Raw genomic sequence first — 13,747 nt, forward strand, 5'->3', positions numbered from 1 at the left:
CCCGCCACCCCGGATACCCTTGTGCCGGGAATGACAGAGAGGCGACGAACGTGGATATCGCTCGATTGCGCAAGGGGAGCGGCCCCACCGTGCGTCGCATGCTACTCGGGCACGAGCTTCGTAAGCGTCGCGAACAGCGGGGTATCACCCGTGAGGACGCGGGGAACCGGATTCGGGCATCCGCGTCGAAGATCAGCCGGATGGAACTCGGCCGGGTCGGTTTCAAGCTGCGCGATATCGAGGACCTCCTCAAGATGTACGGGGTCTCCGACCGCAAGACGATCAAGGAATTACTCGAAGTCGCCCGCGAATCCAACAAGCCCGGGTGGTGGAAGGAGTACGGCGACTCGCTCCACAAGTGGTTCATCCGCTATGTGGGCTTCGAGGAGGCCGCCGACCACATACGCATCTACGAGTCCCAGTTCGTGCCGGGCCTGCTCCAGACGGAGGAGTACGCACGGGAGATCATCTCGGGCGGCGTCGAGACCGACATGGTCACCGAGCAGCGCATCGAGGCGAGACTGCGCAGACAGAAACGCATCGAGAACGACACGAGCATGCGCATGTGGGTGATCCTCGACGAGGCTGCGGTGCGCCGCCCCATCGGCGTGATCAGCCGCGGTCCGGAGATCATGCGCCGCCAGATCGAGCACCTGATCCACCTCAGCAGCGAGCACGACAACATCACCCTCCAGATCATCCCCTTCTCCGTGGGCGCGCACGCGGCCGAGGCCGGGTCCTTCACCCTGCTGAGGTACTCCGAGTTCGAGCTCGCGGACATGGTGTACCTGGAGCAGCTCCACGACGGCGAGCTCATCGACCGCCGCAACGTGGTGGAGGCGTACACCAAGGCGATGACCCGGCTGAGTGTGGCCGCGGCCACCCCGGACGAGACGCTCGACATCCTCAAGGAGATCCGGGAAGACCTCAAATAGCCGTTCACCGTCGCCCGCGGAGGGGCGGAGCGGTGGTGAGGGGAGACGAACGCAGGCCCGCCGAGGCGGGCCTTTCCGGATGTTGAAGGGCCCTGTCCACTGGACAGGGCCCTTCTGTCCGTATCCTCGGTCGACCCGGGTGAGGGCGTGGCAACCGGGTCGGTGAGTGCGGAGGGTCCCCGGGCGGAACTCCCCCGGGCGCTCCGAAGCCCCCGACGGCATCGTCGGTGGGGACTCGTCCTAGCTGAGCAGGTTGTCGAAGTCACCGTCCTTGGCGCCCAGGATCATGCAGTCGATCTCCTCCTGGGTGTAGACCAGCGCCGGCCCGGACGGAAACCGGGAGTTGCGCACGGCGATCGAGCCGTCGCTCAGGCGGGCCATCTCGACGCAGGCGCCCTGGGAGTTGCTGCGCTTGGCCTTCTGCCAGGCGACATCGGTCAGCTCGGTCGCGGTGATGCCGTTGTGTGCGGTCATGCTGTGCTGCTCCTTCGGATCTGCGAGGGGAACGTCCGTGCTGATGCACCGCCAGATGCACGTGCACAAGCACTGACACTTCATAAGCATAGCGTGACCCTCGCCACTTGTCCGGGGGTTTGGTTCTATGTAAGCGCGGTGTAATCCAACCGTTCGGGACAGGTGTCCGGACCCCGACGAACGGGACGACACGGGTGCGATTCCGGCGCTCGGCACGGTGCCGGACACGCGTGAGCCCCACCCGTCCGGCACGTACCGGACAGGTGGGGCTCACGGGGGCCGACCGGGCAGGGGCCCGGTCGCGGCGGGACGCCGTCAGGCGTTCGAGGTCAGGAGCAGCCCAGCGCGGTGGTCAGCGCGGCCAGGTTGCCCCGCATGATCGACGGGTAGTCGTCGCCGGGGGAGTCCTCGGTGACGCCCTCCAGCGGGTCGAGCACCCGCACCTCGGCACCGGTCTCGGAGGCGATGGTCTCGGCCGTCTCCGGCGGCATCAGCGGTTCGGTGAAGACCGTGGTGATGTCGCGCTCCCGCACGATGTCGGTGATCGCGGCGATCTGCGACGGGGAGGGCTCGGTGTCGGGGTCCACCCCGCTGACGCCGACCTGTTCGAGGCCGTAGGCCTCGGTCAGGTACGTGAACGCGGTGTGGCCGACGACGACGTCGTGGTGCTCGCAGGAGGCCAGGCCCTCCTCGTACTCCTGGCCGATCGCCTCCAGCTCCGCCGTCACGGCCTCGACGTTCTGCTCGTAGGCGTCGGCGCCCTCTGGGTGGACCTCGCCCATCCGCTCGCCGAGGGCCCGGGCGGTCTCCGCCATCAGCTCCACGTCCAGCCAGAAGTGGGGGTCGTGCTCACCGTGGTCGTGCTCCTCCTCCCCCTCCTCCTCATGGGCGTGCTCGTCCTCGTGGCCGTGCTCGTCCTCGTGGGCGTGCTCCTCGTCCCCGTGCTCCTCGTCCTCGCCTCCGGCCGGACGCAGGTGCACGACGTCGCCCACGTCGAGCGCGCTGTCCGAGGCCTCCTGGGAGATCGCGTCGTCCACCGCGGGCTGGAGGCCCCCGACGAAGAACGCGATGTCGGCCTCGCTGACCTCGCCCACCTGGCGGCCGGTGAGCTCCAGGTCGTGGGGTTCGGTGCCGGGCTCGGTCAGCTGGGTGACGGCCACGCCGTCCCCGCCGATCTCGCGGGCGAGCCACTCCAGGGGGTAGACGCCGGTGACCACGGTCAGGTCGGCGTCGGCCGGGGGGACACCCGTGTCCTCGGCCCCGCCTCCTCCGCTTCCGCAGGCGGTGATCATCATGAGTGTCGCGGTGCCGAGGACGGCGGCCCGCACGGTTGTCCCTGTTCGCATGGGTCAATCATCGGGATAATGAAAACGGTTGTCAATTTGTCTGCTTGTGGAGGATGTCTCCCGGGTGTCGGATCCGCCCGGGTTCTACACGATCTCCGAGAACCGCTCGACGTCGTCGGTCCGTCCCGCGACCACGATCACATCGCCCTTGTTGAGCACCGTCTCCTGGGTCGCGTACGTGAACTCCGCGCCCATGCGCTTGACCGAGACCACGGTGATCCCGTACTCCTGGCGCACTCCCGTCTCGCGCAGGGATTTGCCCAGCAGCTCCTTGGGAGCCTTGGTCTTTCCGAGGGAGAACCCCTCCTCCAGCTCCACGTAGTCGAGCATCTGCCCCGACAGCAGGTGCGCCACCCGCTCGCCCATGTCGTGCTCGGGCAGCACCACGTGGTGGGCTCCCACCTGCTCCAGGATGCGGCCGTGCCGACGGCTCGTCGCCTTCGCCCAGATGGTCGACACCCCCAGGTCCACCAGCTGTGACGTGGCCAGGATGCTCTCCTCCAGGTGGGTGCCGATGGCCACCACCGCCCGGTTGAAGTTGGAGGCGCCGATCTGGCGCAGCGCCTCCTCGTCCGTGGCGTCCGCGATCACCGTGTGGGTGAGGGCGTCGGCGTAGGTCTGCACCAGGCGCGGACTGGTGTCCACGCCGAGGACGTCCCAGCCGCGGTTGACCAGTTCGAGGGCGAGGGAACTGCCGAACCGGCCGAGGCCGATGACCAGGACGCTCTTGTCGTCGTTCCTGTTGCGGTGTGGCACGGGTGACTCCTGTCTGTGCGGCTCAGCCGATGATCGGCCTGGCCTCGGCGAGATCGTAGCGCCGGCGGCGGTCGCGGAAGGCCAGGGCGGTGGCGACGGTGATGGGGCCGATGCGCCCCGCGACCATGAGCGCGACGAGCAGGCACTGGGCCCACGGGGGCAGCTCGGGGGTGATGCCGGTGGAGAGCCCCACCACGCCGAAGGCGGAGACGACCTCGAACACCACCGGGAGGAAGTGGAAGGGGGTCGTGTGCATGAGCAGCAGCGAGCTGAACGCGACGACCGTCGCGGACAGGAACACCAGGCTGAGGGACTGGCGGATCACCCCGGGCGGGAGCTTGCGGTCGAACACGTGCACCTCGTTGTGCGCGCGGATCTCCGCCAGCACCACGAGGAAGATCACGGCCAGGGTCGCGACCTTGATTCCGCCGGCCGTTCCGGCGCTGCCGTTGCCGACGAACATGAGCATGATCGTCAGCAGCAGCGTGGAGTCCTGCATCTCCCCGACCGCGACGGAGTTCAGCCCCCCGCTGCGGGGCATCACGCTGTGGAAGAAGCCGTCCGTGAGCTTGTCCGTCCAGTGCATCGCCCCGAGCGTCGCGGGGTTGCCCCACTCCATCGCGGTGATGAGCGGGAAGCTCCCCAGGAAGAGGATGGCCGTGGTCGTGATGGTGATCTTGGCGTGCAGGCTCCACGTGCGGGGCTCGCCGAGGTTGCGGCGCAGTTCGAGCAGGATCGGGAAGCCGAGACCGCCGAGGATCACAGCGAAGGCCACCGGCAGGAGGATGAGCGGATCCCCCGAGAAGCGCGTCATGCTGTCGTCGTAGAGGGAGATGCCGGCGTTGTTGAACGCCGAGATCGAGTGGAACAGGCCGGAGTAGGCGGCCTCCCCCGGGGACATGTCGTAGCCCAGCCACATCCGGGGCGTGATGAGCAGGAACGTCAGGCCCTGGAGCACCAGGAAGACCAGGGCGACGCGGCGGACCACGCCGGAGACGTCCCCGATCCACAGGCTCCGCGTCTCGGCCTGCACGTTGAGCTGGGAACGCAGCCGGAAGCGGTGGATCATGGCCGTTCCGAGCACGGACGCCAGGGTCATGATCCCGATGCCCCCGACCTGCATCAGGGAGAGCAGGACGATCTGGCCGAAGAGGTTGAGGTCGTGGCCGACCGAGATCACGCCGAGCCCGCACACGGCCAGGGCGGACGTGGCCGTGAAGAGCGCGGGGACGAAGTCCAGTCCCTCGCTGCCGGGGGTGGCCAGCGGGCTCATCAGCAGGGCGGTGCCGACCAGGTCCACGGCGAGGAAGACGAGGAGGAAGACGCGGGCCGGTTTGCGCCATGCGAGGAGTTCCCTGGTCGGCCGCCAGGCCAGGCGCGGGCGGAGGAGGGTCTGCGGCGACCGGAGGCGGGGGGCCGTCCTGCGGACCAGCGCGCCGAGGCTGCCTCCGCGCGGGCGGGGGCGTCGGCTCACCGGGTGCGCAGCCCGTGGCCGTGTGTGGTTTCCACCGGATTCTCCTCCTTCGACGAAGCGCGAACGATTCTGTCAAAGGTTGCGGGTTTGGTCACGTCGACGGCCCGGCACGGAGGGAACGGAGGGGCCGCTCAGGGCTGGGAGGCTGCCCGCTCAGTCGTGTCTGGCGCCCTCGTGGTCGGCGTGGCCCGGAGGCTCCAGTTGCAGGGTGGAGTGCTCGACGTCGAAGTGGCCGGTCAGGCAGGAGTGGAGTTCGTCGAGCATTCTCCCGGTGTCCCGGAGGTGTTCCTCGGCGACCACCACGTGCGCCGACATCACGGGCACCCCGGAGGTGATGGTCCAGGCGTGCAGGTCGTGGACGTCCAGGACCGCGGGGTGCCCGAGGAGGTGGTCGCGCACCTCGCTGAGGTCCATGCCCTCGGGGGTGGCCTCCAGCAGGATGTGCACGGCCTCGCGCAGCAGGGACCAGGCCCGGGGCACGATGATGGCGGCGATGCCCAGGGAGACGAGGGTGTCGATCCGGCCCCACCCGGTCAGCCACACGGCGATCCCGCCGACGATGACGCCGACGGAGGCGAGGGCGTCGCTCATGACCTCCAGGTAGGCGCCCTTGACGTTGAGGCTGTCCTTGGCGCCCGAGCGGAGGACGAACAGCGCGGCGATGTTGGCGACCAGGCCGAACGCGGCGACGGCGACCATGCCCGCGCCGGACACCTCGGCGGGCGACCGGAGGCGGTCGACCGCCTCGACCACGATGAACCCGCACAGCAGGAACAGCACGAGCGCGTTGACCGCGGCGGCGAGGATCTCGGCGCGCTGGTAGCCGAAGGTCCGTCGGCTGGTGGCGGGACGGGAGGCGATCCAGACGGCGGCCAGCGCCAGGGCCACGCCGAAGGAGTCGGTGACCGTGTGGCCGGCGTCGGCGAGCAGCGCCAGACTGCCGCTGTACGCGGCGCCCACGACCTGGACGGCGGCGACGGCGACCATCATCGCCAGGACCAGCGCGAGCCTCCCGCTGTTGGCCGCACCGGCGGTGATCGCGTGCCCGTGTCCGTGCCCGTGTCCCGCTCCCACGGCGCCTCCCTCTTGTCCGCGTCGTCCCGTGTCCTCGGGCGCCGTGTGCGACCGCGCCCCATAGTTCAGCCTTCACTGTTTATACAGCCAAAGCTGTCTATACAGCAAACTATGTACAATGGTTTTCATGTTGACCTCCGAGCAGCGCCTGTCCGCCATCCACCGGCTCGGGCGCGCGCTGTCCGATCCGACCCGGTCCCGCCTCCTCCTGGCCCTCCTCGAGGGTCCGAACTATCCGGCCGGACTGGCCGACCAGCTCGGACTCACCCGGCAGAACGTCTCCAACCACCTCGCCTGCCTGCGCGACTGCGGGCTGGTGCACACCCACGCCCGCGGCCGCCAGGTCAGCTACGAGCTGGTGGACGCATCCCTGGCGCACGCGCTGGAGGACCTCCTGCGCGTGGTGTGGGGGACCTCCCAGCCGCACGAGCCCCTGGAGGAGCACCGGGCGGGCTGAGTCCCACCCCTTCAGGATGCCCCGGCGGGCCCCGCTCTCCCGGTTGTCCACAGGCCGTTTTCGCGGAGGCGTCGCGCTCCGGTCGCGACGTCTTTTTTTGGTGGACCGGAAATCGTGGCTGTGATGTCCCTTACAGGGAACCGGGGTCCGAGGCCACGGGAAGGCCCACCTCACCCCGGGGGACTCCGACTTACGGCGGACGTCCCTAACTTTGGTCAGGGATCGACCCTGACAGAAGACTGACGCGCCCCTGAGAGTCCCCTGAACCGGACGGGGTTGGCTGATCTTCCGATATAACGCGACGTATTCTGAATCGTGCGCCAGGTGGATGCTCCCCCTGTGCCGCACATCGCGAACGCACAACCTGCGTCCCCACCAGCACCACACGTTCGAGGACCGGTCGCCAGACCGCAGTGACGGCGTGCCCGCCCGACGGTCGTCGGAAAGCGCTCGACCACCACACCACGGTCTGCTCCCGTGGTCAGCAGCGAACTAGGAGCGAAAACCTCTCATGTCCAGATCGGCCACAAGGGCCCGTGGTACGGGCCGTCCCCCGGCAGGGACCGCCGCCCGCCGCTCGGAAGGGGCCACGGTATGAACCGCCTCGCGGTCATGTCGCTCAAGAACCGGGCGCTGGTCCTGCTCGTCACCCTGGCCGTCCTCTTCTTCGGCGTCCTCGCGGCCACCTCGGCCAAGCGGGAGCTCTTCCCGGAGATGTCCCTCCCGATGGTGATGGTCTCCGGCACCTACCAGGGCGCCTCGCCCCAGGTCGTGGAGAACCAGGTCACCGAGCCCCTGGAGCAGGCCGTCCAGGGCGTGGCGGGCGCCACCACGGTGACCTCCACCTCCAGCACCGGCTCCTCCCAGGTCACCGTCGAGTTCGACTACGGCTCCGACCAGGACGACCTGGTGCGCCAGACGCAGATCGCGGTCGACCAGATCTCCGGCATGCTCCCCGAGGACGTCAGCACCAGCGTCATGTCCTTCAGCACGGACATGATGCCGGTCGTGATGCTCGCCGCGGGCGCCGAGGACGGCGACGACCAGTCCATGGTCGAACCGCTGGAGACGCACCTCGTCCCCGAGATCGAGTCCCTCCCCGGCGTGCGCTCGGCGATGGTCACCGGCGCCATGGGCTCCGACGTCGTCGTCAGCCCGGACGCGGACGAGCTCGCCTCCGCGGGGCTGTCCCCCCAGGACCTCACCCAGGCCCTCCAGTCGAGCGGCCTGCTCCAGCCCGGCGGTGACATCGACTCCGACGGCCGCACCCTGAGCGTGACCACCGGCGAGCAGTTCTCCTCCGTCGAGCAGATCGAGGACGTCTGGGTCCAGCCCTCGGCCGCCGCCGGCGACATGTCCGCCGCGGCGCCCGGAGCGCCCCCCGCGGCCCCGCCGGCCCCGGTCCAGATCTCCGAGGTCGCCGACGTCGAACTCGTCCAGGACGAGGCCACCACGCTGGCCCGTGTCAACGGCGACCCGAGCATCGGCGTCATGGTCATGGCGACGCCCGACGGCAACACCGTCGAGGTGTCCGAGGGGGTCCAGCGGGTCCTCGACGAGCAGGCCGACGTCCTCGGCTCGAACATCGACATCAGCGTGGTCTTCGACCAGGCCCCCTACATCAACGAGTCGATCCTCGCGATGGTCGAGGAGGGCGGCATGGGCCTCGTCGCCGCCGTCGTCATCATCCTCGTCTTCCTCCTGTCGATCCGCTCCACCCTGGTCACCGCGGTGTCCATCCCGGTGTCGGTCCTGATCGGGTTCCTCGGGATGCAGGCGTTCGGGTTCAGCCTCAACATGCTGACCCTCGCCGCCATCACGATCTCCATCGGGCGTGTGGTCGACGACTCCATCGTGGTGCTGGAGAACATCCGCAGGCACCTCGACTACGGCAAGGAGCGGATGGAGGCCGTCCGGACCGGTGTGCGCGAGGTCGCCGCCGCCGTGGTCTCCTCCACCCTCGCCACGATCGCCGTGTTCCTCCCGCTGGCGTTCGTCGGCGGCATGGTCGGCGAGCTGTTCATGCCGTTCGCGGTCACCGCCAGCCTCGCCCTGGCCGCCTCGCTGATCGTCTCCATCACCCTCATCCCGGTGCTCTGCTACTGGTTCATGCGCCCCAAGGACATCGGGGACGCCACCCAGGAGGAGATCGAGCAGGAGGAGAACGAGCGCGAGCGCAAGGGCGTCCTCCAGCGCGCCTACCTGCCCGTCATCCGGTGGATCACCACCAAGCGCAAGGTCGCCACGATCACGACCCTGCTCGCCTCGGTCGTCATCTTCGCCGGCACCGTCTTCATGGCCACCAACCTCGAGACCGACTGGATGGGGCAGTCCGAGGAGAACTCCTACGCGATCGTCCAGGAGCTGCCCCCGGGCACGTCCCTGGAGGAGGCCGACGCCGAGGCCGTCAAGGTCGAGGACGCCCTGGCCGGGTTCGCCTGGGTGGAGTCCTACCAGACCAACGTCGGCGGCGGGGGCATGGCCGGGATGATGGGCGGCGGAGGCAGCAGCCAGGTCGACTACACGGTCACCGCCGACCCCGACACCGACCAGGCCCGCAACCGCGACGTGCTCCGCGACACCCTCGCGGACCTGGACACCGAGTACGAGCCCGTCCTGAGCAGCATGGGCGCCATGGGCGGATCCGGCATCGAGGTGCAGGTCAGCGCGGACGATCAGGAGGTCCTCGCCGAGGCCACCGGCATGGTCGAGGACGAGCTGAGCGCGATCGACGGCACCGCCGACATCACCAACAGCGTCGCCGCGGAGCAGTCCTCGCTGGAGGTCAGCGTCGACGGCGAGGAGGCCGCGGCCGTCGGCCTCACCGAGGCGGCGGTCGGCCAGCAGGTCTCCGCGGCCTTCAACGGCCAGAACGTCGGCACCGTCACCCTCGACGACACCCGCCGTGACCTGGTGGTCCGCTTCGACGAGGCCCCGCAGACGGTGGAAGACCTGGAGGACCTGCCCGTCATGGGCGCGACCGGGGCCGTCCCGCTGTCCGACGTGGCCACGGTCGAGGAGGTGCTCCAGCAGCCGGAGCTCACCCGGATCGACGGCATCACCAGCGCCACCGTGTCGGCGAGCGTCACCGCCTCCGACCTGGGCGCGGTGAGCGCCTCCATCACCGAGGCCCTCGACGGGCTGGACCTGCCGGAGGGCGCCTCGGCGACCCTGGGCGGCGTCAGCCAGGACCAGTCCGAGGGCTTCGCCTCGATGATGCTGGCGATGCTCGCCGCGGTCGTGATCTGCTACCTGATCATGGTCGCGACCTTCAAGAGCCTGCTCCAGCCGCTCATGCTGCTGATCTCGATCCCGTTCGCGATCACCGGCTCGCTGGGCCTGCTCCTGATCACCGGAAACCCGCTGGGCATCGCCGGAATGGTCGGCATGCTGATGCTCATCGGCGTGGTCATCACCAACGCCATCGTCCTGATGGACCTGATCAACCAGAACCAGAACAACGGGATGCCGCTCAGCGAGGCGATCGTGGAGGGTGCCCGCCACCGTCTGCGGCCCATCCTCATGACGGCGCTCGCCACCATCGCGGCACTGACCCCGATGGCCCTGGGGATCACCGGCGGCGGGGCGTTCATCTCCGCGCCGCTGGCGATCGTGGTGATCGGCGGCCTGCTGACCTCGACCGTGCTGACACTGGTCCTGGTCCCGGTCCTCTACCAGCTGGTGGAGTGGTCCAAGCAGCGCCGTGCCGCGCGGAGCGCGGAGCGCGCCGAACGGCGCCGCGCCCGCAAGCGCAAGGCCGCGGGGGGTGCGCCCGAGGGCGGCACGTCCGGGGCCGAGCGGGCCGAGGAGCGGGTCGGCTCGTAGCCGCATGCTCCACAGGGGCACCCCGCGCGACGCGCGGGGCGCCCCTCGCCGTTGGCGGTACCGCCTTGCGGGGGGCGCCGGTCGGTGCCCGGGGCCCGTGGATCCCGGTACCACCCCGGTGTCACGGGGACCGGGGACGACCGGTACCGACGGGGCCCGCCGGAACGTCGGCGGGTCCCGTCGTGCGATGTCTGTCCAGGGGAAACCGGGCGATGCCACCGAAATGCCTACTATGTAGGACTTATCGGTCGTCCCTCTCCGTCACCGGAGCGGCGATTTGTGCAATCCGCGCACTACAGGCAGGCTGCGACACATGGCAGAAACGAACAAGAGCCTCGACGACCTGGTCCGCGACGAGCTGGGCGAGGAGCCGTCGCAGGAGGCGAAGGACTACGCGCGCGAACTCTACGAGCGGTACCGGCTCCCCGCGCCCACCGAGGGCGGTGGTGCGCAGGAGCAGCAGGGGGCCGGCACCGAGGGGTGACGGCGGGCCCGCGCCCGCGGGCGGCCGGGGCGGCGTGACGGAGCGGCCGCCCGCTCGAACCCCTACTCCGCCGCGTCCACGGGGTCGGCGTCGCAGTCCCACACCAGCTCGAACCAGACCCTGCGCCCCATCCCGTCGGCGCGGGGCTCGGTTCCCCACTTGCTGGACAGCGCCTCGACCAGGTCCAGGCCACGGCCGTGCTCGGCCGTGTCGTAGGGGTCCCGGTGCTGGGGTTGCGGCGCCTCCACCCTGTTCCCCAGGTCCCGCACCTCCACGCGCGCCCACCCGGGGGCGAGGTGGACGCTGACCTCGAACTTGCCGGTCGCCCGGCCCGAGGCGCTGTGCGTGATGGCGTTCGTGGCGAGCTCGCTGGTCAACAGCGTCGCCGTGGTGAGTTCGGGTGAGGCGGCCAGCTGCCGGGCGACGAACCGCCTCGCGTAGGCGATCTGGCTCGGCAGCCCCGGGAACCGTCGCCGCGCGGGTCTGCGGGCGGTGCCGGTGCTGTGGGGTATCTCGTCTTCCATGTGATTCGCCGGACTGTGTAAGGGACTGGGCGGAGGGACCGGGGCCGGGAGTGCGTCCGGCGACGGGGGACGGGTCCTGTGGGCGGGGCCGTGCGCGTGGCGCGCGACGAGGGGTCCGAGAGAGCTCTGGGATGCTGCGGTCTCACACATTGGGTTCGCTCCCCGATGACGTGTGTTCGCGGCGGGCAGGGCAACGCAGCGCCGGGTCCTCGAGGCGTCCGTGCCCGTGGGGACGGGTCACGGCGCGGAGCGGACGCACAGGGCGGAGCCCCCTGGAGCAGGGAGGGAAGCGGGACTGTGCCACGACTGCTGCGCAAGGGCGGCGACAGGCGTTGGGTGAGAAGCCGCTTGGCTTCCCCGGGGACGGTGGTGGGGCCTGGGGCGGGCCGTGCTGCATGCTCATGTCTGGTAGCGGATGTGCCCTACGACACTGAAGGGCGTATTCGCGATCAGCATACGCTCTGTGCCTCCCCGGAAACCCAGCCGACCTGGCTTGGCCAGGATAACCCCCGCTGAGCTGCCCGAAGAGGGCGTTCGGTCCGACGGGGCGGGTGAGCGGGCGCGCATATCGGCGGGGATTCGTGACTCGTGGGACTCGAGAGCCCAAGTAACGATTACGTCAAGCTCTCCCCGATTCCGGTGCTTCCCGCGGTCTTGCGTCCGCCGCGTCCGACCCGACAAGGTATGGGGCATGGCCTCCCGCTCCCCGCTTCCCCCCGGCCTCGGTGTCGAGATCGACCGCTCCGTCCGCCTCGCCGACGAGGGGCACCTCCTCCTGGGCGGCTGCCCGCCACGGGCCGTCCGCCTCGCCCCGCCCCAGGTCAGCGCGCTGATCCGCTGGCTGAGCGGCGCGGTCCCCGCCGGAGCCGACGAGGGCCTGCTCGCCCGCGACCTGATCAGGGCCGGGCTCGCCCACCCCCGTCCGCTGCCCCTCCCGCCGGGGCGCACCGCCGAGGTGGCCGTCGTCGGCCAGGCGGGACCCGCCGCGCTGGAGACCACGCTCGGCCTCCTCGCCGCGTCCCACCCGGAACTGCGGCCGGTCGTCGTCGGAGCCACCGGGGCCTGCGCGTGGACCGCGCGCAGGCACGGAGCCCGGGTCGTGCCCGGTCCGCCCGGGGGTGCGCAGGCACGGGCGGTGGCGCTGGGAGCCTGCTCCGCGGAGTTCGTCGCCCTGGTCGAGTCGGGAGCGCGTCCCACCGCCGGATGGCTGGACACCGCCCTGGGGCACTTCGCCGACCCCGGGGTGGCGGCCGTGGTGCCCCGCGCGCTCACCGACCGGCCCCGGACCCCCGGCCCCCTGAGCAGGGCGGTGGCGGCCGTCGCCGCCCACGGGGCCGGGCCCGACCGCGGCGCCGACCCCGGCGCCGTCCTCCCCTGGGGGCACGGGACCCCCGGCCAGGCGCGTCCGGGAGCCTTCGGCGACCAGGGCTCCGACGATCCGCTGCGTCCCGTCCCGGTGCTGGTCGTGCGCCGCTCCGTCGCCGACCTGGACCCCGGGCTGGGGCCGGCCGCCGAACTCGACCTCTTGTGGCGCCTCGCCGGAGGCGGGTGGTCGGTGCGCTACGAGCCGAGGTCCCGTGTGCGGATGCCGCCGACCACGGACATGGGGGACTACCTGCGCGCGTGTTTCACCTCCGGTGCGATCGCAGGGCCCCTGGCGCGCCGCCACGGAGGACGGGCCGCCGGGCCCGAGGTCTCCTGGGCCGGGGCGGCAGCCCTGGCCCTGGCGGCGTCCGGCCGCCCGGGGGCCGCGCTGGCGGCCGGGGCCCTGGGCGGCGCGGCGGTCGCGGCCGCGGTCTGCGGTCGGGCACGCGCCCCGCTGTCGGAGGCGGTGAGGCTGACGGGGCTCGACCTGGTGCGCACCGCCGGGGCGGGTGCGCGCGCGGCGCGGGCCGGATGGTGGCCGGTGGCCGCAGCTGCCGAGGTCGCCGGCACGGTGGCGCGGGGACGCCGCGGGGCGGGCGCGCGGCGGTCCGCCCGGTCGCGCCGGGTCGCCCGGATCGCGGCGGTGTCGGGGGCGGCCCTGGTCCTGCCGCACCTGGCGGCATGGCGGAGGGGGAGGGGCGTGACCCTCGCGGGACCGGTGACCTGGACGGTCCTGGGAGCCGCGGGCGATGCCGCCCGCTCGCTGGGCTCCTGGTGGGGGATGGCGGGGGCGCTCTCCGCGGCTCCCCTGGTGCCGCGGCCGGTGGCGGTGGTGGCCGGGGCCGCGCCGTGGGCGCCCGTCGCCGAGGGGGCCGCGGCGGCCGCCAACCGGGAGAGCGTGCCCGCCCTCGTCAGCCGTCACTGACTTTCGCTACCCAGGGTGAGTGTCCTCGCCTTCGCGCGTCCGCTGTGCCCTGAGCGCGGGAGACGGCGGGCACGGGCGTTCGGTACGCGTTCGCAGGTAGGAGGAGTC

The 13,747-nt window shown here is 71.0% G+C and carries 11 protein-coding genes; 5 read left to right on the top strand and 6 right to left on the bottom strand.

Annotation, left to right across the window (positions count from 1 at the left end; translation table 11 throughout):
- Window positions 1-98 precede the first annotated feature (98 nt).
- Window positions 99-935 (top strand): helix-turn-helix transcriptional regulator, encoded by an 837-nt coding sequence (locus tag ABZ234_RS26225; RefSeq protein WP_267946166.1) that lies wholly within the window; start codon window positions 99-101, stop codon window positions 933-935.
- Between the two features lie 240 nt (window positions 936-1,175).
- Here the strand turns inward: ABZ234_RS26225 and ABZ234_RS26230 are convergent, their stop codons facing one another.
- The 5 genes from ABZ234_RS26230 to ABZ234_RS26250 form a co-directional block, all read right to left on the bottom strand.
- Window positions 1,176-1,409, bottom strand: coding sequence for a DUF397 domain-containing protein (locus ABZ234_RS26230; protein ID WP_267946165.1), 234 nt, complete (start codon window positions 1,407-1,409; stop codon window positions 1,176-1,178).
- A 329-nt stretch (window positions 1,410-1,738) separates the two neighbouring features.
- Window positions 1,739-2,755 carry a metal ABC transporter substrate-binding protein gene (locus ABZ234_RS26235; RefSeq protein ID WP_352982791.1) on the bottom strand — a complete coding sequence of 339 codons (1,017 nt, stop codon included), beginning with the start codon at window positions 2,753-2,755 and terminating at the stop codon, window positions 1,739-1,741.
- Between the two features lie 84 nt (window positions 2,756-2,839).
- Window positions 2,840-3,511 (bottom strand): TrkA family potassium uptake protein, encoded by a 672-nt coding sequence (locus tag ABZ234_RS26240; RefSeq protein WP_267946163.1) that lies wholly within the window; start codon window positions 3,509-3,511, stop codon window positions 2,840-2,842.
- 22 nt (window positions 3,512-3,533) lie between these two features.
- Window positions 3,534-4,886, bottom strand: coding sequence for a potassium transporter TrkG (locus tag ABZ234_RS26245; protein WP_355013806.1), 1,353 nt, complete (start codon window positions 4,884-4,886; stop codon window positions 3,534-3,536).
- A gap of 252 nt (window positions 4,887-5,138) precedes the next feature.
- Window positions 5,139-6,059 carry a cation diffusion facilitator family transporter gene (locus tag ABZ234_RS26250; RefSeq protein WP_344184551.1) on the bottom strand — a complete coding sequence of 307 codons (921 nt, stop codon included), beginning with the start codon at window positions 6,057-6,059 and terminating at the stop codon, window positions 5,139-5,141.
- A gap of 127 nt (window positions 6,060-6,186) precedes the next feature.
- On the opposite strand from ABZ234_RS26250, the gene ABZ234_RS26255 reads away from it, so the two are divergent.
- The 3 genes from ABZ234_RS26255 (at window position 6,187) to ABZ234_RS26265 (ending at window position 10,825) form a co-directional block, all read left to right on the top strand.
- Entirely contained in the window at window positions 6,187-6,516 is a 330-nt protein-coding gene (locus ABZ234_RS26255) for a metalloregulator ArsR/SmtB family transcription factor (RefSeq protein ID WP_344184550.1), read from the top strand.
- Window positions 6,517-7,110: 594 nt separating this feature from the next.
- Window positions 7,111-10,341, top strand: a complete 3,231-nt coding sequence (locus ABZ234_RS26260) for an efflux RND transporter permease subunit (RefSeq protein ID WP_355013796.1) — start codon at window positions 7,111-7,113, stop codon at window positions 10,339-10,341.
- 313 nt (window positions 10,342-10,654) lie between these two features.
- Entirely contained in the window at window positions 10,655-10,825 is a 171-nt protein-coding gene (locus ABZ234_RS26265) for a hypothetical protein (RefSeq protein WP_267946159.1), read from the top strand.
- Between the two features lie 62 nt (window positions 10,826-10,887).
- Here ABZ234_RS26265 and ABZ234_RS26270 read toward each other — a convergent pair whose 3' ends face one another.
- Window positions 10,888-11,349 carry an ATP-binding protein gene (locus ABZ234_RS26270; protein WP_344184547.1) on the bottom strand — a complete coding sequence of 154 codons (462 nt, stop codon included), beginning with the start codon at window positions 11,347-11,349 and terminating at the stop codon, window positions 10,888-10,890.
- 691 nt (window positions 11,350-12,040) lie between these two features.
- On the opposite strand from ABZ234_RS26270, the gene ABZ234_RS26275 reads away from it, so the two are divergent.
- Window positions 12,041-13,639, top strand: a complete 1,599-nt coding sequence (locus tag ABZ234_RS26275; protein ID WP_355013797.1) for a family 2 glycosyl transferase — start codon at window positions 12,041-12,043, stop codon at window positions 13,637-13,639.
- Window positions 13,640-13,747 lie beyond the last annotated feature (108 nt).

The sequence above is a fragment of the Nocardiopsis sp. NPDC006198 genome (genome assembly GCF_040613895.1).
Taxonomy (GTDB): domain Bacteria; phylum Actinomycetota; class Actinomycetes; order Streptosporangiales; family Streptosporangiaceae; genus Nocardiopsis; species Nocardiopsis tropica.

Bases quoted from the DNA above. Each gene is read 5' to 3' on its own strand.
- ABZ234_RS26260 (WP_355013796.1), top strand. From the start codon at position 7,111: ATGAACCGCCTCGCGGTCATGTCGCTCAAGAACCGGGCGCTGGTCCTG.
- ABZ234_RS26270 (WP_344184547.1), bottom strand. From the start codon at position 11,349: ATGGAAGACGAGATACCCCACAGCACCGGCACCGCCCGCAGACCCGCG.
- ABZ234_RS26265 (WP_267946159.1), top strand. From the start codon at position 10,655: ATGGCAGAAACGAACAAGAGCCTCGACGACCTGGTCCGCGACGAGCTG.
- ABZ234_RS26235 (WP_352982791.1), bottom strand. From the start codon at position 2,755: ATGCGAACAGGGACAACCGTGCGGGCCGCCGTCCTCGGCACCGCGACA.
- ABZ234_RS26275 (WP_355013797.1), top strand. From the start codon at position 12,041: ATGGCCTCCCGCTCCCCGCTTCCCCCCGGCCTCGGTGTCGAGATCGAC.
- ABZ234_RS26255 (WP_344184550.1), top strand. From the start codon at position 6,187: ATGTTGACCTCCGAGCAGCGCCTGTCCGCCATCCACCGGCTCGGGCGC.
- ABZ234_RS26230 (WP_267946165.1), bottom strand. From the start codon at position 1,409: ATGACCGCACACAACGGCATCACCGCGACCGAGCTGACCGATGTCGCC.
- ABZ234_RS26225 (WP_267946166.1), top strand. From the start codon at position 99: ATGCTACTCGGGCACGAGCTTCGTAAGCGTCGCGAACAGCGGGGTATC.